At 44.5% G+C, this 16,581-nt stretch carries 6 protein-coding genes, 27 tRNA genes and 5 rRNA genes; all 38 read left to right on the forward strand.

All coding sequences use genetic code 11. The features are described from left to right. Positions 1-37 precede the first annotated feature (37 nt). The 38 genes from E8M05_RS00150 to recO all read left to right on the forward strand — a co-directional run bounded on the left by E8M05_RS00150 (position 38) and on the right by recO (position 16,581). A 23S ribosomal RNA gene (locus E8M05_RS00150) occupies positions 38-2,938 on the forward strand. 82 nt (positions 2,939-3,020) lie between these two features. Then, positions 3,021-3,136: ribosomal RNA gene (gene rrf, locus E8M05_RS00155) — 5S ribosomal RNA — on the forward strand. 4 nt (positions 3,137-3,140) lie between these two features. Beyond that, a tRNA-Val gene (locus tag E8M05_RS00160) sits at positions 3,141-3,213 on the forward strand. 22 nt (positions 3,214-3,235) lie between these two features. Next, positions 3,236-3,308, forward strand: a tRNA-Asp gene (locus E8M05_RS00165). Between the two features lie 3 nt (positions 3,309-3,311). Further along, positions 3,312-3,384 (forward strand) — tRNA-Lys (locus tag E8M05_RS00170). Between the two features lie 9 nt (positions 3,385-3,393). After that, a tRNA-Leu gene (locus E8M05_RS00175) sits at positions 3,394-3,475 on the forward strand. A 15-nt stretch (positions 3,476-3,490) separates the two neighbouring features. Beyond that, positions 3,491-3,563, forward strand: a tRNA-Thr gene (locus E8M05_RS00180). Between the two features lie 15 nt (positions 3,564-3,578). Continuing rightward, positions 3,579-3,650: transfer RNA gene (locus tag E8M05_RS00185), tRNA-Gly, on the forward strand. 7 nt (positions 3,651-3,657) lie between these two features. Beyond that, a tRNA-Leu gene (locus E8M05_RS00190) sits at positions 3,658-3,743 on the forward strand. Positions 3,744-3,760: 17 nt separating this feature from the next. Then, a tRNA-Arg gene (locus tag E8M05_RS00195) sits at positions 3,761-3,834 on the forward strand. 5 nt (positions 3,835-3,839) lie between these two features. Next, positions 3,840-3,913 (forward strand) — tRNA-Pro (locus tag E8M05_RS00200). Between the two features lie 117 nt (positions 3,914-4,030). Beyond that, a 16S ribosomal RNA gene (locus E8M05_RS00205) occupies positions 4,031-5,579 on the forward strand. 55 nt (positions 5,580-5,634) lie between these two features. After that, positions 5,635-5,707 (forward strand) — tRNA-Ala (locus tag E8M05_RS00210). A gap of 144 nt (positions 5,708-5,851) precedes the next feature. After that, positions 5,852-8,752, forward strand: a 23S ribosomal RNA gene (locus tag E8M05_RS00215). An 82-nt stretch (positions 8,753-8,834) separates the two neighbouring features. Beyond that, positions 8,835-8,950, forward strand: a 5S ribosomal RNA gene (gene rrf / locus E8M05_RS00220). Together the 16S, 23S and 5S rRNA genes with 27 tRNA genes alongside form the textbook arrangement of a ribosomal RNA operon. A gap of 4 nt (positions 8,951-8,954) precedes the next feature. Then, positions 8,955-9,027 (forward strand) — tRNA-Val (locus E8M05_RS00225). 22 nt (positions 9,028-9,049) lie between these two features. Continuing rightward, a tRNA-Asp gene (locus E8M05_RS00230) sits at positions 9,050-9,122 on the forward strand. A gap of 3 nt (positions 9,123-9,125) precedes the next feature. After that, a tRNA-Lys gene (locus tag E8M05_RS00235) sits at positions 9,126-9,198 on the forward strand. Between the two features lie 9 nt (positions 9,199-9,207). Next, positions 9,208-9,289, forward strand: a tRNA-Leu gene (locus E8M05_RS00240). A gap of 15 nt (positions 9,290-9,304) precedes the next feature. Next, positions 9,305-9,377 (forward strand) — tRNA-Thr (locus E8M05_RS00245). Between the two features lie 15 nt (positions 9,378-9,392). Then, positions 9,393-9,464, forward strand: a tRNA-Gly gene (locus tag E8M05_RS00250). A 7-nt stretch (positions 9,465-9,471) separates the two neighbouring features. Then, a tRNA-Leu gene (locus E8M05_RS00255) sits at positions 9,472-9,557 on the forward strand. Positions 9,558-9,574: 17 nt separating this feature from the next. Beyond that, positions 9,575-9,648, forward strand: a tRNA-Arg gene (locus tag E8M05_RS00260). A gap of 5 nt (positions 9,649-9,653) precedes the next feature. Continuing rightward, positions 9,654-9,727, forward strand: a tRNA-Pro gene (locus E8M05_RS00265). Positions 9,728-9,732: 5 nt separating this feature from the next. Continuing rightward, positions 9,733-9,806, forward strand: a tRNA-Met gene (locus E8M05_RS00270). Between the two features lie 21 nt (positions 9,807-9,827). Beyond that, positions 9,828-9,901 (forward strand) — tRNA-Ile (locus tag E8M05_RS00275). A 23-nt stretch (positions 9,902-9,924) separates the two neighbouring features. Next, a tRNA-Ser gene (locus E8M05_RS00280) sits at positions 9,925-10,014 on the forward strand. A gap of 13 nt (positions 10,015-10,027) precedes the next feature. Continuing rightward, positions 10,028-10,101, forward strand: a tRNA-Met gene (locus E8M05_RS00285). Positions 10,102-10,106: 5 nt separating this feature from the next. Further along, positions 10,107-10,179, forward strand: a tRNA-Phe gene (locus E8M05_RS00290). A gap of 19 nt (positions 10,180-10,198) precedes the next feature. Next, positions 10,199-10,269, forward strand: a tRNA-Gly gene (locus E8M05_RS00295). A gap of 30 nt (positions 10,270-10,299) precedes the next feature. After that, positions 10,300-10,373, forward strand: a tRNA-Ile gene (locus E8M05_RS00300). 10 nt (positions 10,374-10,383) lie between these two features. After that, positions 10,384-10,471 (forward strand) — tRNA-Ser (locus E8M05_RS00305). Between the two features lie 74 nt (positions 10,472-10,545). Beyond that, positions 10,546-11,373 (forward strand): rod shape-determining protein MreC, encoded by an 828-nt coding sequence (gene mreC, locus E8M05_RS00310; RefSeq protein WP_216832949.1) that lies wholly within the window; start codon positions 10,546-10,548, stop codon positions 11,371-11,373. Position 11,374: 1 nt separating this feature from the next. After that, entirely contained in the window at positions 11,375-11,881 is a 507-nt protein-coding gene (gene mreD, locus E8M05_RS00315) for a rod shape-determining protein MreD (RefSeq protein WP_013851386.1), read from the forward strand. A 101-nt stretch (positions 11,882-11,982) separates the two neighbouring features. Next, positions 11,983-13,350 carry a PcsB-like coiled-coil domain-containing protein gene (locus E8M05_RS00320; RefSeq protein ID WP_003062782.1) on the forward strand — a complete coding sequence of 456 codons (1,368 nt, stop codon included), beginning with the start codon at positions 11,983-11,985 and terminating at the stop codon, positions 13,348-13,350. A gap of 140 nt (positions 13,351-13,490) precedes the next feature. Then, positions 13,491-14,459, forward strand: a complete 969-nt coding sequence (locus E8M05_RS00325) for a ribose-phosphate diphosphokinase (protein WP_003062784.1) — start codon at positions 13,491-13,493, stop codon at positions 14,457-14,459. 201 nt (positions 14,460-14,660) lie between these two features. Beyond that, the gene (locus tag E8M05_RS00330; RefSeq protein WP_003062786.1) at positions 14,661-15,836 is read left to right on the forward strand and encodes a pyridoxal phosphate-dependent aminotransferase; all 1,176 of its coding nucleotides are present in this window, start codon (positions 14,661-14,663) and stop codon (positions 15,834-15,836) included. Further along, on the forward strand, positions 15,826-16,581 hold the full coding sequence (gene recO / locus E8M05_RS00335) for a DNA repair protein RecO (protein ID WP_003062788.1): 756 nt from the start codon (positions 15,826-15,828) through the stop codon (positions 16,579-16,581). The genes E8M05_RS00330 and recO overlap by 11 nt, the downstream gene beginning before the upstream one ends.

The following is a 16,581-nucleotide window of genomic DNA, read 5'->3' on the forward strand; positions in this document are numbered from 1 at the left end:
GTGATTTAATGAGTTTAAGGTCAATAGACCAAAATAAGGTTAAGTTAATAAGGGCGCACGGTGGATGCCTTGGCACTAGAAGCCGATGAAGGACGTGACTAACGACGAAATGCTTTGGGGAGTTGTAAGTAAACATTGATCCAGAGATGTCCGAATGGGGGAACCCGGCATGTGAAGCATGTCACTCATTACTGTTAAGGTAATGAAGAGGAAGACGCAGTGAACTGAAACATCTAAGTAGCTGCAGGAAGAGAAAGCAAACGCGATTGCCTTAGTAGCGGCGAGCGAAACGGCAAGAGGGCAAACCGATGTGTTTACACATCGGGGTTGTAGGACTGCGTTGTGGGACGCAAGATTATAGAAGAATTACCTGGGAAGGTAAGCCAAAGAGAGTAATAGCCTCGTAATCGAAATAATCTTAAACCCTAGCAGTATCCTGAGTACGGCGAGACACGAGAAATCTCGTCGGAATCCGGGAGGACCATCTCCCAACCCTAAATACTCTCTAGTGACCGATAGTGAACCAGTACCGTGAGGGAAAGGTGAAAAGCACCCCGGGAGGGGAGTGAAATAGAACCTGAAACCGTGTGCCTACAACAAGTTCGAGCCCGTTAATGGGTGAGAGCGTGCCTTTTGTAGAATGAACCGGCGAGTTACGATATGATGCGAGGTTAAGTTGAAGAGACGGAGCCGTAGGGAAACCGAGTCTTAATAGGGCGCTTTAGTATCATGTCGTAGACCCGAAACCATGTGACCTACCCATGAGCAGGGTGAAGGTGAGGTAAAACTCACTGGAGGCCCGAACCAGGGCACGTTGAAAAGTGCTTGGATGACTTGTGGGTAGCGGAGAAATTCCAAACGAACTTGGAGATAGCTGGTTCTCTCCGAAATAGCTTTAGGGCTAGCGTCGATGTTAAGTCTCTTGGAGGTAGAGCACTGTTTGATTGAGGGGTCCATCCCGGATTACCAATATCAGATAAACTCCGAATGCCAATGAGATATAATCGGCAGTCAGACTGCGAGTGCTAAGATCCGTAGTCGAAAGGGAAACAGCCCAGACCACCAGCTAAGGTCCCAAAATATATGTTAAGTGGAAAAGGATGTGGGGTTGCACAGACAACTAGGATGTTAGCTTAGAAGCAGCTATTCATTCAAAGAGTGCGTAATAGCTCACTAGTCGAGTGACCCTGCGCCGAAAATGTACCGGGGCTAAAACATATTACCGAAGCTGTGGATACCTATTATAGGTATGGTAGGAGAGCGTTCTATGTGTGAAGAAGGTGTACCGTGAGGAGCGCTGGAACGCATAGAAGTGAGAATGCCGGTATGAGTAGCGAAAGACAGGTGAGAATCCTGTCCACCGTAAGACTAAGGTTTCCAGGGGAAGGCTCGTCCGCCCTGGGTTAGTCGGGACCTAAGGAGAGACCGAAAGGTGTATCCGATGGCCAACAGGTTGATATTCCTGTACTAGAGTATATAGTGAAGGAGGGACGCAGTAGGCTAACTAAAGCGTGCGATTGGAAGAGCACGTCTAAGCAGTGAGGTGTGATATGAGTCAAATGCTTGTATCTCTAACATTGAGCTGTGATGGGGAGCGAAGTTAAGTAGCGAAGTTAGTGATGTCACACTGCCAAGAAAAGCTTCTAGCGTTAATTATACTCTACCCGTACCGCAAACCGACACAGGTAGTCGAGGCGAGTAGCCTCAGGTGAGCGAGAGAACTCTCGTTAAGGAACTCGGCAAAATGGCCCCGTAACTTCGGGAGAAGGGGCGCTGGCTTTAAGTCAGCCGCAGTGAATAGGCCCAAGCAACTGTTTATCAAAAACACAGCTCTCTGCTAAATCGTAAGATGATGTATAGGGGGTGACGCCTGCCCGGTGCTGGAAGGTTAAGAGGAGCGCTTAGCGTAAGCGAAGGTGTGAATTGAAGCCCCAGTAAACGGCGGCCGTAACTATAACGGTCCTAAGGTAGCGAAATTCCTTGTCGGGTAAGTTCCGACCCGCACGAAAGGCGTAATGATTTGGGCACTGTCTCAACGAGAGACTCGGTGAAATTTTAGTACCTGTGAAGATGCAGGTTACCCGCGACAGGACGGAAAGACCCCATGGAGCTTTACTGCAGTTTGATATTGAGTATCTGTACCACATGTACAGGATAGGTAGGAGCCTATGAAATCGGGACGCTAGTTTCGGTGGAGGCGTTGTTGGGATACTACCCTTGTGTTATGGCTACTCTAACCTAGATAGGTGATCCCTATCGGAGACAGTGTCTGACGGGCAGTTTGACTGGGGCGGTCGCCTCCTAAAAGGTAACGGAGGCGCCCAAAGGTTCCCTCAGAATGGTTGGAAATCATTCGCAGAGTGTAAAGGTATAAGGGAGCTTGACTGCGAGAGCTACAACTCGAGCAGGGACGAAAGTCGGGCTTAGTGATCCGGTGGTTCCGCATGGAAGGGCCATCGCTCAACGGATAAAAGCTACCCTGGGGATAACAGGCTTATCTCCCCCAAGAGTTCACATCGACGGGGAGGTTTGGCACCTCGATGTCGGCTCGTCGCATCCTGGGGCTGTAGTCGGTCCCAAGGGTTGGGCTGTTCGCCCATTAAAGCGGCACGCGAGCTGGGTTCAGAACGTCGTGAGACAGTTCGGTCCCTATCCGTCGCGGGCGTAGGAAATTTGAGAGGATCTGCTCCTAGTACGAGAGGACCAGAGTGGACTTACCGCTGGTGTACCAGTTGTCTTGCCAAAGGCATCGCTGGGTAGCTATGTAGGGAAGGGATAAACGCTGAAAGCATCTAAGTGTGAAGCCCACCTCAAGATGAGATTTCCCATGATTTAATATCAGTAAGAGCCCTGAGAGATGATCAGGTAGATAGGTTAGGAGTGGAAGTGTGGTGACACATGTAGCGGACTAATACTAATAGCTCGAGGACTTATCCAAAGTAACTGAGAAGAATTGACAGCGCGTCGGAAACTTGTTAGAATATATAGGTATTCAATTTTGATTGGATAATCAATCAGAGTTAAGTGATGATAGCCTAGGAGATACACCTGTTCCCATGCCGAACACAGCAGTTAAGCCCTAGAACGCCTGAAGTAGTTGGGGGTTGCCCCCTGTTAGATATGGTAGTCGCTTAGCAAAAGGGAGTTTAGCTCAGCTGGGAGAGCATCTGCCTTACAAGCAGAGGGTCAGCGGTTCGATCCCGTTAACTCCCATTAAGATGGTAAATATACTAAAGGTCCCGTGGTGTAGCGGTTATCACGTCGCCCTGTCACGGCGAAGATCGCGGGTTCGATTCCCGTCGGGACCGTTAGACTCGTTAGCTCAGTTGGTAGAGCATCTGACTTTTAATCAGAGGGTCACTGGTTCGAGCCCAGTACGGGTCATATTAATATGCGGGTTTGGCGGAATTGGCAGACGCACCAGATTTAGGATCTGGCGCTTAACGGCGTGGGGGTTCAAGTCCCTTAACCCGCATTAAATAAGAAAGTAGCCGGCTTAGCTCAGTTGGTAGAGCATCTGATTTGTAATCAGAGGGTCGCGTGTTCAAGTCATGTAGCCGGCATAGAATACTCTTTATGCGAACGTAGTTCAGTGGTAGAACATCACCTTGCCAAGGTGGGGGTCGCGGGTTCGAACCCCGTCGTTCGCTTGTAGAGGCCGGGGTGGCGGAACTGGCAGACGCACAGGACTTAAAATCCTGCGAAGGGTAACCTTCGTACCGGTTCGATTCCGGTCCTCGGCAGAAAATTTAAATAAGATGCACCCTTGGCTCAACTGGATAGAGTACCTGACTACGAATCAGGCGGTTGCAGGTTCGAATCCTGCAGGGTGCATATTTCGGGAAGTAGCTCAGCTTGGTAGAGCACTTGGTTTGGGACCAAGGGGTCGCAGGTTCGAATCCTGTCTTCCCGATGTGGATTTTATAAATTCACAAAGACCTTTGAAAACTGAACAAGACGAACCAAACGTGCGGGTTGAGAAATCGACCTGTTAAGAAATAAATCTGTCAGTGACAGAATGAGAACAAGATTAAATGAGAGTTTGATCCTGGCTCAGGACGAACGCTGGCGGCGTGCCTAATACATGCAAGTAGAACGCTGACTACTTTAGCTTGCTAGAGTAGAAGGAGTTGCGAACGGGTGAGTAACGCGTAGGTAACCTGCCTACTAGCGGGGGATAACTATTGGAAACGATAGCTAATACCGCATAACAGTGTTTAACACATGTTAGATGCTTGAAAGATGCAATTGCATCACTAGTAGATGGACCTGCGTTGTATTAGCTAGTTGGTGGGGTAACGGCCCACCAAGGCGACGATACATAGCCGACCTGAGAGGGTGATCGGCCACACTGGGACTGAGACACGGCCCAGACTCCTACGGGAGGCAGCAGTAGGGAATCTTCGGCAATGGGGGCAACCCTGACCGAGCAACGCCGCGTGAGTGAAGAAGGTTTTCGGATCGTAAAGCTCTGTTGTAAGAGAAGAACGTGTGTGAGAGTGGAAAGTTCACACAGTGACGGTAACTTACCAGAAAGGGACGGCTAACTACGTGCCAGCAGCCGCGGTAATACGTAGGTCCCGAGCGTTGTCCGGATTTATTGGGCGTAAAGCGAGCGCAGGCGGTTTAATAAGTCTGAAGTTAAAGGCAGTGGCTTAACCATTGTTCGCTTTGGAAACTGTTAAACTTGAGTGCAGAAGGGGAGAGTGGAATTCCATGTGTAGCGGTGAAATGCGTAGATATATGGAGGAACACCGGTGGCGAAAGCGGCTCTCTGGTCTGTAACTGACGCTGAGGCTCGAAAGCGTGGGGAGCAAACAGGATTAGATACCCTGGTAGTCCACGCCGTAAACGATGAGTGCTAGGTGTTAGGCCCTTTCCGGGGCTTAGTGCCGCAGCTAACGCATTAAGCACTCCGCCTGGGGAGTACGACCGCAAGGTTGAAACTCAAAGGAATTGACGGGGGCCCGCACAAGCGGTGGAGCATGTGGTTTAATTCGAAGCAACGCGAAGAACCTTACCAGGTCTTGACATCCCGATGCTATTTCTAGAGATAGAAAGTTTCTTCGGAACATCGGTGACAGGTGGTGCATGGTTGTCGTCAGCTCGTGTCGTGAGATGTTGGGTTAAGTCCCGCAACGAGCGCAACCCCTATTGTTAGTTGCCATCATTTAGTTGGGCACTCTAGCGAGACTGCCGGTAATAAACCGGAGGAAGGTGGGGATGACGTCAAATCATCATGCCCCTTATGACCTGGGCTACACACGTGCTACAATGGTTGGTACAACGAGTCGCAAGTCGGTGACGGCAAGCAAATCTCTTAAAGCCAATCTCAGTTCGGATTGTAGGCTGCAACTCGCCTACATGAAGTCGGAATCGCTAGTAATCGCGGATCAGCACGCCGCGGTGAATACGTTCCCGGGCCTTGTACACACCGCCCGTCACACCACGAGAGTTTGTAACACCCGAAGTCGGTGAGGTAACCATTTAGGAGCCAGCCGCCTAAGGTGGGATAGATGATTGGGGTGAAGTCGTAACAAGGTAGCCGTATCGGAAGGTGCGGCTGGATCACCTCCTTTCTAAGGAAAAACGGAAGCACGTTTGGTAGTCTTGTTTAGTTTTGAGAGGTCTTGTGGGGCCTTAGCTCAGCTGGGAGAGCGCCTGCTTTGCACGCAGGAGGTCAGCGGTTCGATCCCGCTAGGCTCCATTGAATCGAAAGATTCAAAGTGATTGTCCATTGAAAATTGAATATCTATATCAAATTCCACAATTAGAAATAATTGTAGAAAGTAACAAGAAATAAACCGAAACGCTGTGATTTAATGAGTTTAAGGTCAATAGACCAAAATAAGGTTAAGTTAATAAGGGCGCACGGTGGATGCCTTGGCACTAGAAGCCGATGAAGGACGTGACTAACGACGAAATGCTTTGGGGAGTTGTAAGTAAACATTGATCCAGAGATGTCCGAATGGGGGAACCCGGCATGTGAAGCATGTCACTCATTACTGTTAAGGTAATGAAGAGGAAGACGCAGTGAACTGAAACATCTAAGTAGCTGCAGGAAGAGAAAGCAAACGCGATTGCCTTAGTAGCGGCGAGCGAAACGGCAAGAGGGCAAACCGATGTGTTTACACATCGGGGTTGTAGGACTGCGTTGTGGGACGCAAGATTATAGAAGAATTACCTGGGAAGGTAAGCCAAAGAGAGTAATAGCCTCGTAATCGAAATAATCTTAAACCCTAGCAGTATCCTGAGTACGGCGAGACACGAGAAATCTCGTCGGAATCCGGGAGGACCATCTCCCAACCCTAAATACTCTCTAGTGACCGATAGTGAACCAGTACCGTGAGGGAAAGGTGAAAAGCACCCCGGGAGGGGAGTGAAATAGAACCTGAAACCGTGTGCCTACAACAAGTTCGAGCCCGTTAATGGGTGAGAGCGTGCCTTTTGTAGAATGAACCGGCGAGTTACGATATGATGCGAGGTTAAGTTGAAGAGACGGAGCCGTAGGGAAACCGAGTCTTAATAGGGCGCTTTAGTATCATGTCGTAGACCCGAAACCATGTGACCTACCCATGAGCAGGGTGAAGGTGAGGTAAAACTCACTGGAGGCCCGAACCAGGGCACGTTGAAAAGTGCTTGGATGACTTGTGGGTAGCGGAGAAATTCCAAACGAACTTGGAGATAGCTGGTTCTCTCCGAAATAGCTTTAGGGCTAGCGTCGATGTTAAGTCTCTTGGAGGTAGAGCACTGTTTGATTGAGGGGTCCATCCCGGATTACCAATATCAGATAAACTCCGAATGCCAATGAGATATAATCGGCAGTCAGACTGCGAGTGCTAAGATCCGTAGTCGAAAGGGAAACAGCCCAGACCACCAGCTAAGGTCCCAAAATATATGTTAAGTGGAAAAGGATGTGGGGTTGCACAGACAACTAGGATGTTAGCTTAGAAGCAGCTATTCATTCAAAGAGTGCGTAATAGCTCACTAGTCGAGTGACCCTGCGCCGAAAATGTACCGGGGCTAAAACATATTACCGAAGCTGTGGATACCTATTATAGGTATGGTAGGAGAGCGTTCTATGTGTGAAGAAGGTGTACCGTGAGGAGCGCTGGAACGCATAGAAGTGAGAATGCCGGTATGAGTAGCGAAAGACAGGTGAGAATCCTGTCCACCGTAAGACTAAGGTTTCCAGGGGAAGGCTCGTCCGCCCTGGGTTAGTCGGGACCTAAGGAGAGACCGAAAGGTGTATCCGATGGCCAACAGGTTGATATTCCTGTACTAGAGTATATAGTGAAGGAGGGACGCAGTAGGCTAACTAAAGCGTGCGATTGGAAGAGCACGTCTAAGCAGTGAGGTGTGATATGAGTCAAATGCTTGTATCTCTAACATTGAGCTGTGATGGGGAGCGAAGTTAAGTAGCGAAGTTAGTGATGTCACACTGCCAAGAAAAGCTTCTAGCGTTAATTATACTCTACCCGTACCGCAAACCGACACAGGTAGTCGAGGCGAGTAGCCTCAGGTGAGCGAGAGAACTCTCGTTAAGGAACTCGGCAAAATGGCCCCGTAACTTCGGGAGAAGGGGCGCTGGCTTTAAGTCAGCCGCAGTGAATAGGCCCAAGCAACTGTTTATCAAAAACACAGCTCTCTGCTAAATCGTAAGATGATGTATAGGGGGTGACGCCTGCCCGGTGCTGGAAGGTTAAGAGGAGCGCTTAGCGTAAGCGAAGGTGTGAATTGAAGCCCCAGTAAACGGCGGCCGTAACTATAACGGTCCTAAGGTAGCGAAATTCCTTGTCGGGTAAGTTCCGACCCGCACGAAAGGCGTAATGATTTGGGCACTGTCTCAACGAGAGACTCGGTGAAATTTTAGTACCTGTGAAGATGCAGGTTACCCGCGACAGGACGGAAAGACCCCATGGAGCTTTACTGCAGTTTGATATTGAGTATCTGTACCACATGTACAGGATAGGTAGGAGCCTATGAAATCGGGACGCTAGTTTCGGTGGAGGCGTTGTTGGGATACTACCCTTGTGTTATGGCTACTCTAACCTAGATAGGTGATCCCTATCGGAGACAGTGTCTGACGGGCAGTTTGACTGGGGCGGTCGCCTCCTAAAAGGTAACGGAGGCGCCCAAAGGTTCCCTCAGAATGGTTGGAAATCATTCGCAGAGTGTAAAGGTATAAGGGAGCTTGACTGCGAGAGCTACAACTCGAGCAGGGACGAAAGTCGGGCTTAGTGATCCGGTGGTTCCGCATGGAAGGGCCATCGCTCAACGGATAAAAGCTACCCTGGGGATAACAGGCTTATCTCCCCCAAGAGTTCACATCGACGGGGAGGTTTGGCACCTCGATGTCGGCTCGTCGCATCCTGGGGCTGTAGTCGGTCCCAAGGGTTGGGCTGTTCGCCCATTAAAGCGGCACGCGAGCTGGGTTCAGAACGTCGTGAGACAGTTCGGTCCCTATCCGTCGCGGGCGTAGGAAATTTGAGAGGATCTGCTCCTAGTACGAGAGGACCAGAGTGGACTTACCGCTGGTGTACCAGTTGTCTTGCCAAAGGCATCGCTGGGTAGCTATGTAGGGAAGGGATAAACGCTGAAAGCATCTAAGTGTGAAGCCCACCTCAAGATGAGATTTCCCATGATTTAATATCAGTAAGAGCCCTGAGAGATGATCAGGTAGATAGGTTAGGAGTGGAAGTGTGGTGACACATGTAGCGGACTAATACTAATAGCTCGAGGACTTATCCAAAGTAACTGAGAAGAATTGACAGCGCGTCGGAAACTTGTTAGAATATATAGGTATTCAATTTTGATTGGATAATCAATCAGAGTTAAGTGATGATAGCCTAGGAGATACACCTGTTCCCATGCCGAACACAGCAGTTAAGCCCTAGAACGCCTGAAGTAGTTGGGGGTTGCCCCCTGTTAGATATGGTAGTCGCTTAGCAAAAGGGAGTTTAGCTCAGCTGGGAGAGCATCTGCCTTACAAGCAGAGGGTCAGCGGTTCGATCCCGTTAACTCCCATTAAGATGGTAAATATACTAAAGGTCCCGTGGTGTAGCGGTTATCACGTCGCCCTGTCACGGCGAAGATCGCGGGTTCGATTCCCGTCGGGACCGTTAGACTCGTTAGCTCAGTTGGTAGAGCATCTGACTTTTAATCAGAGGGTCACTGGTTCGAGCCCAGTACGGGTCATATTAATATGCGGGTTTGGCGGAATTGGCAGACGCACCAGATTTAGGATCTGGCGCTTAACGGCGTGGGGGTTCAAGTCCCTTAACCCGCATTAAATAAGAAAGTAGCCGGCTTAGCTCAGTTGGTAGAGCATCTGATTTGTAATCAGAGGGTCGCGTGTTCAAGTCATGTAGCCGGCATAGAATACTCTTTATGCGAACGTAGTTCAGTGGTAGAACATCACCTTGCCAAGGTGGGGGTCGCGGGTTCGAACCCCGTCGTTCGCTTGTAGAGGCCGGGGTGGCGGAACTGGCAGACGCACAGGACTTAAAATCCTGCGAAGGGTAACCTTCGTACCGGTTCGATTCCGGTCCTCGGCAGAAAATTTAAATAAGATGCACCCTTGGCTCAACTGGATAGAGTACCTGACTACGAATCAGGCGGTTGCAGGTTCGAATCCTGCAGGGTGCATATTTCGGGAAGTAGCTCAGCTTGGTAGAGCACTTGGTTTGGGACCAAGGGGTCGCAGGTTCGAATCCTGTCTTCCCGATTGATGGCGGTGTAGCTCAGCTGGCTAGAGCGTCCGGTTCATACCCGGGAGGTCGGGGGTTCGATCCCCTTCGCCGCTATAAGATATTATGGATGACTTTGGACCTTTAGCTCAACTGGTTAGAGCACTCGGCTCATAACCGAGCGGTCGTAGGTTCGAGTCCTACAAGGTCCATATATTTTTATATATTATAGTTTGGAGGATTACCCAAGTCCGGCTGAAGGGAACGGTCTTGAAAACCGTCAGGCGTGTAAAATCGTGCGTGGGTTCGAATCCCACATCCTCCTTTAGTATTGTTGACGCGGGATGGAGCAGCTAGGTAGCTCGTCGGGCTCATAACCCGAAGGTCGTAGGTTCAAATCCTGCTCCCGCAATAGAAGGCTCGGTAGCTCAGTTGGTAGAGCAATGGATTGAAGCTCCATGTGTCGGCGGTTCGATTCCGTCTCGCGCCATTAGTTTTATATTTTTTATGCGGGTGTAGTTTAGTGGTAAAACTACAGCCTTCCAAGCTGTTGTCGCGAGTTCGATTCTCGTCACCCGCTTTTATTTATATTGGTTATTCCAACTTTCATGGGCGCATAGCTCAGCTGGTTAGAGCGCACGCCTGATAAGCGTGAGGTCGGTGGTTCGAGTCCACTTGTGCCCATACATGGAATGGAGAATTACTCAAGAGGCTGAAGAGGACGGTTTGCTAAATCGTTAGGTCGGGTAACTGGCGCAAGGGTTCGAATCCCTTATTCTCCGTGCTATTTTAAAGCGAGATTATCTTTGGATATCTCGTTTTATTTTTTATATTTTAGGATAGTTGGTGCAAAATCTTGAAAAAATTAAGAATCTCTCGTTTTGTTTTTTTCGCGGTATTGATTTTATTGCTTCTAGGCATGTCTTTAGCTTTTTTATTTAGAAATTTTGGGATAGTTTCTGCAATTTCCTCTCCTATAAGGAGTGTTATTGCTCGTGTGGATTCCGTAGTTTCAACTCCTTTTCGCTTCTTAGATTCTGCTAATGAGGAAATTAGAGATCTTTTTAATACGTATTCTGAGAACAAGGAATTAAAGCAAAAAGTTGCAGAGTTAGAGGATCAAAGTGAATTAATTGATTCTTTAAAAGAAGAAAATGAGGAGCTTAATAGTGAGATTGGAGCTTTATCATTAATTACTTCTCAATTTTCAGCTACTGGAAAGGTTATTGTCCGAAGCCCTGTTTCTTGGTATAATTCGTTAACTGTTAAGCTAGGAAAGAAGAATAATATAACGAAAAAAATGTTAGCCTTGTCAGGTGGTGGTCTAATTGGTACAGTGTCTGATGTAGATTCTACGACTTCGAGTATAACACTTTTATCAAATGGTTCAGATTTTAATATTCCAATTAAGATTACGACCTCTTCAGCAGAAGTTTATGGTTTATTGGAATCTTATGATTCGGATAAAAAATGTTTTGTAATTACAAATTTGAATTCTTCTGTGGATATTGAAGAAGGAGATAGTGTGGTAACGAGTGGTCTAGATGGTGATACTGTTGCCAATATTGCTGTCGGTACGGTTTCTAGTGTAAAAAATAGTTCAGAAAGTTTGGAGCGTATTGTCTATGTGACTCCGACAGCAGACTTCTCTGATATTTCTTATGTAACAATTGTTGGTGATTAAAGTGAAATTTTATAAAAATAAGTATTTTTTACTATTGTTACTTTTGCTATTAATGTTAATTGATGGACAACTATCTTTTTTAGCGAGTTCAATATTTTCTTATCATTTGATGATTTCTAGTCATTTATTACTATTAGCTGTTTTGTACTTTTATCACGATAAGCATAAGTATTTTATGTTTATCAGTTCGCTTGTTTTGGGTGGGATATTTGATATTTACTATTTAAACCGAATTGGTTTAGTTATCTTTTTACTACCAATTCTAGTCATTTTTACTAGTAAAATTAGTAAAAGTTTCTTTATGCGCAATTTTCAAACATTAATTTTTTATATTATTATTTTGTTTTTGTTTGAAATTGTTGGGGAATTAGGAGCAATTCTGCTTGGAATGACAACGATGTCAATGACCTATTTTATAGCTTATTGCTTTGCACCAACTCTTATTTACAATATTCTTATGTACTTAATCTTCCAAAAAGTGTTTAAAAAAGTATTTTTGGAGAGATAAATTACCTGAACAAAATACAAATGTAACAATCACGTAATATTAATTGCGTGATTTTTTGGTAAAATAATAATGTCTTATCAAAAAGGAGTAGTTTAATTTATATGAAAAAAAGAATTTTATCAGCTGTTCTTGTTAGTGGTGTAACACTTGGAACCGCAGCTGCCACAGTAAATGCGGATGATTATGATACACAAATCGCTGCACAAGATGCAGTCATCAGTAATCTTACATCTGAGCAAGCAGCTGCTCAAAGTCAAGTTGCTGTTCTTCAAGAACAAGTGACTTCACTTCAATCACAACAAGCTGACTTGGAAGCGCAAAATGCTCAACTCGAAGCAGAATCTCAAAAATTGAGTGAAGAGATTCAAGCTCTTTCAAGCAAGATTGTTGCTCGTAATGAATCTTTGAAAAAACAAGCCCGTAGCGCTCAAAAAACTAACACAGCTACAAGCTACATTAATACTATCTTGAATTCTAAATCAATTTCAGATGCTATTAATCGTGTAGCTGCTGTTCGTGAAGTTGTTTCTGCAAACGAAAAAATGTTGGAACAACAAGAAGCAGATAAAGCTGTTATCGAACAAAAACAAGCTGAAAACCAAGCAGCTATCAATACAGTAGCTGCTAATAAAGCAACTATTGAACAAAACCAAGCAGCTTTGGCAACTCAACAAGCTGAATTGGAAGCAGCTCAATTGAATTTGTCAGCTCAATTGGCAACTGCAGAAGATGTAAAAGCAAGCTTAGTGGCTCAAAAAGAAGCAGCTGAACAAGCAGCAGAAGAAGCAGCTGCAGCACAGGCAGCTGCAGAAGCACAGGCAGCTGCAGAAGCACAGGCACAAGCTGCATCTGTAACACAAGCACAACAATCAGTTGAAAATGGTACAGCTACCGTTGATACTACAACGGATACTTCATCACAAGATTCGACTGCTGCATCTACAACAACTGAAGATACCTCTTCAACTCAACAAGCTGCTACAGTTACTCCAACTACTACAACAAATACATCAAGTAGCTCATCATCTTCAGGTTCTTCATCATCAAGCAGTTCAAGTAACTCATCTTCAAGTTCTTCGTCATCAAGCAGTTCAAGTAACTCATCTTCAAGTTCTTCATCATCAAGCTCAGTGAACACTTATCCTGTTGGTCAATGTACTTGGGGTGTTAAATCACTTGCTTCATGGGTTGGAAACAACTGGGGTAATGCAAATCAATGGATTGCTAGTGCACAGGCTGCAGGTCATTCTGTAGGTACTACACCACAAGTTGGTGCGGTTGCTGTATGGCCTTATGATGGTGGTGGATATGGACACGTTGCATATGTAACTGCAGTTCAAAGTTCTACGAATATCCAAGTCATGGAAGCTAACTATGCTGGTAACTCATCTATTGGTAACTACCGTGGATGGTTTAACCCAGCTTCATCAACTTGGGGTGGCGGTACTGTTTACTACATCTATCAATAATAACTAATTGAGAAGGAATTCCCTTCTCTTTTTGTTTTTATTCGGATTTCCTTGTATTTATAGGGATTTAACGGATTTGTCATTGAAAAATACTGGAAAAAACGATAAAATGGTATAGGATAAAAACTTTGGAGGAAATCATGTCTTATTCTGATTTAAAATTGTTTGCCTTGTCGTCAAACAAAGAATTAGCAGAAAAAGTTGCTTCGGCTATGGGTATTGAACTTGGAAAATCGACTGTTCGTCAATTTTCTGATGGTGAAATCCAAGTCAACATTGAAGAATCAATTCGTGGACACCATGTCTTTATTTTGCAGTCAACTAGCTCACCAGTTAATGATAATTTGATGGAAATCTTGATTATGGTTGATGCGCTTAAACGTGCTAGTGCTGAAAAAATTAGTGTGGTTATCCCTTACTATGGTTACGCTCGTCAGGACCGTAAAGCTCGTTCGCGTGAACCGATTACTTCTAAATTAGTAGCTAATATGCTTGAAGTTGCAGGAGTTGATCGTCTTTTGACTGTTGATTTGCATGCCGCTCAAATTCAAGGGTTCTTTGATATTCCAGTCGATCATTTGATGGGTGCTCCATTGATCGCTGATTACTTTGATCGTCATGGATTGGTTGGAGACGATGTTGTTGTCGTTAGTCCTGACCATGGTGGTGTGACACGTGCTCGTAAATTGGCACAATTCCTCCAAACACCGATTGCTATCATTGATAAACGTCGTAGTGTTACTAAAATGAATACCAGTGAAGTTATGAACATCATTGGTAATGTTAAAGGTAAAAAATGTATCTTGATTGATGATATGATTGATACAGCAGGTACTATTTGTCATGCAGCGGATGCTCTTGCTGAAGCTGGTGCAACAGCAGTATATGCATCATGTACTCACCCTGTTCTTTCTGGTCCTGCACTTGAAAATATTGAAAAATCAGCTATTCAAAAGTTGGTTGTTTTGGATACTATCTATCTTTCAGAAGAACGTTTGATTGATAAAATTGAACAAATCTCAATTGCTGAATTAATCGCTGAAGCAATTACTCGTATTCACGAAAAACGTCCTTTGTCACCATTATTTGAAATGGGGACTGCTAAATAAGACGACTTTTATTAGCTTTCATGTTAAAAACCGTTGGATTTTTGTCTGACGGTTTTTCTGTTAAATTATTTTGGAAAATATTAACATGTGGATAATTTAATAAAATCTTTTTAAAGATAGAGCTGTGGATAAGTCTAAAAAAGCTATTTAATTATCTGAATTTTATGTATAATAGATATAATTAGATTTTGAGGTGAGACTATGAGTTTAACAAACCGTTTTAATAAAAACTTAGATAAAATCGAAGTATCATTGATTCGTCAATTTGACCAATCAATTTCAGATGTGCCAGGGATTATGAAGTTAACTTTGGGTGAGCCTGATTTTACAACTCCTAATCATGTAAAAGAAGCTGCTAAAGCGGCTATTGATGCGAATCAATCACATTATACTGGTATGGCAGGGTTGTCAACGCTTCGCCAAGCTGCTGCAGATTTTGTGAAGTCAAAATACAATTTGTCTTACAATCCTGACAATGAAATTTTGGTTACGATTGGTGCAACGGAAGCTTTGTCAGCAACTTTAACAGCGATTTTGGAACCAGGAGATACGGTTCTTTTGCCAGCACCAGCTTACCCTGGGTATGAGCCAATTGCAAATCTTGTTGGTGCTGAAATTGTTGAAATTGATACAACGGCAAATGATTTTGTATTGACACCAGAAATGCTTGAAAAAGCGATTTTGGAACAAGGTGATAACTTAAAAGCAGTTTTGCTTAATTATCCAACTAATCCAACTGGTGTGACTTATTCACGTGAGCAAATTAAGGATTTGGCCGATGTTCTTAAAAAATATGATGTTTTTGTCATCTCAGATGAAGTGTATTCCGAATTGACTTATAATGATGAATCGCATGTGTCAATTGCTGAATATCTTCCAGAGCAAACGATTTTGATTAATGGGCTTTCAAAATCTCATGCTATGACTGGTTGGCGAATTGGTTTGATTTTTGCACCAGCTATTTTCACGGCACAGTTGATTAAGAGTCACCAATATTTGGTAACAGCTGCTGCGACAATGGCTCAATTTGCTGCGATTGAAGCTCTTTCTGTTGGTAAAGATGATGCACTACCAATGAAAGTTGAATATACCAAACGTCGCGATTATATCATTGATAAGATGTCTGCTCTTGGCTTTAAGATTATTAAACCAGACGGTGCTTTTTATATTTTTGCGAAAATTCCTGCTGGTTATGAACAAAATTCGTTTAAGTTCTGTCAAGATTTTGCGCGTGAAAAAGCCGTTGCTTTCATTCCTGGTGTGGCTTTTGGTAAGTATGGTGAGGGTTATCTACGTCTTTCTTATGCGGCTAGCATGGAAACAATCACAACAGCGATGGAACGCTTGAAAGAATTTATGGAAGAACATGCAAACTAAGGAAACTTATGGTCTTGTCCTCTATAATCGTAATTATCGTGAGGATGATAAGCTAGTCAAAATTTTTACAGAAACCAATGGGAAGCATATGTTTTTTGTTAAACATGCTGGTAAATCTCGGTTTAATTCTGTTATTCAGCCGTTAACGGCGGCAAAATTTATTTTAAAAATTAATGATACGGGTCTGTCCTTCATTGAAGATTATAAGGAAGTTGAGTCTTTTAAGGAAATTAATGCAGATTTGTTTAGATTGTCCTATGCTTCTTATGTGACAGCATTGGCAGATGCAGCTGTGCCAGACGGTGTGGCAGACCCCCAGTTGTTTACATTTTTTAATAAGACGCTTTCCTTAATGGAAGAGGGACTTGACTACGAAATTTTGACTAATATTTTTGAGATTCAACTTTTAGAACGATTTGGTGTTAGTCTTAATTTTCATGAATGTGCTTTTTGTCATCGGATTGGATTGCCCTTTGATTTTTCGCATAAATATTCTGGTCTACTTTGTCCAGAGCATTATGGTAAAGATGATTATCGTAGTCATCTTGATCCGAATGTGCTGTACCTGGTGGACCGATTTCAAGCCATTCATTTTGATGAATTAAAGACGATTTCAGTTAAGCCTGAGATGAAACGAAAATTGCGTTTATTTATTGATGATATTTATGATAATTATGTCGGTCTTCGTTTGAAAAGTAAAAAATTCATTGATGATTTAGGGACTTGGGGAAATATTATGAAATAA

The sequence above is a fragment of the Streptococcus pasteurianus genome (assembly GCF_004843545.1).
GTDB lineage: Bacteria > Bacillota > Bacilli > Lactobacillales > Streptococcaceae > Streptococcus > Streptococcus pasteurianus.

Coding starts and splice junctions, on each gene's coding strand:
- E8M05_RS00320 (WP_003062782.1), top strand. CDS start 11,983: ATGAAAAAAAGAATTTTATCAGCTGTTCTTGTTAGTGGTGTAACACTT.
- E8M05_RS00325 (WP_003062784.1), top strand. CDS start 13,491: ATGTCTTATTCTGATTTAAAATTGTTTGCCTTGTCGTCAAACAAAGAA.
- E8M05_RS00330 (WP_003062786.1), top strand. CDS start 14,661: ATGAGTTTAACAAACCGTTTTAATAAAAACTTAGATAAAATCGAAGTA.
- recO (WP_003062788.1), top strand. CDS start 15,826: ATGCAAACTAAGGAAACTTATGGTCTTGTCCTCTATAATCGTAATTAT.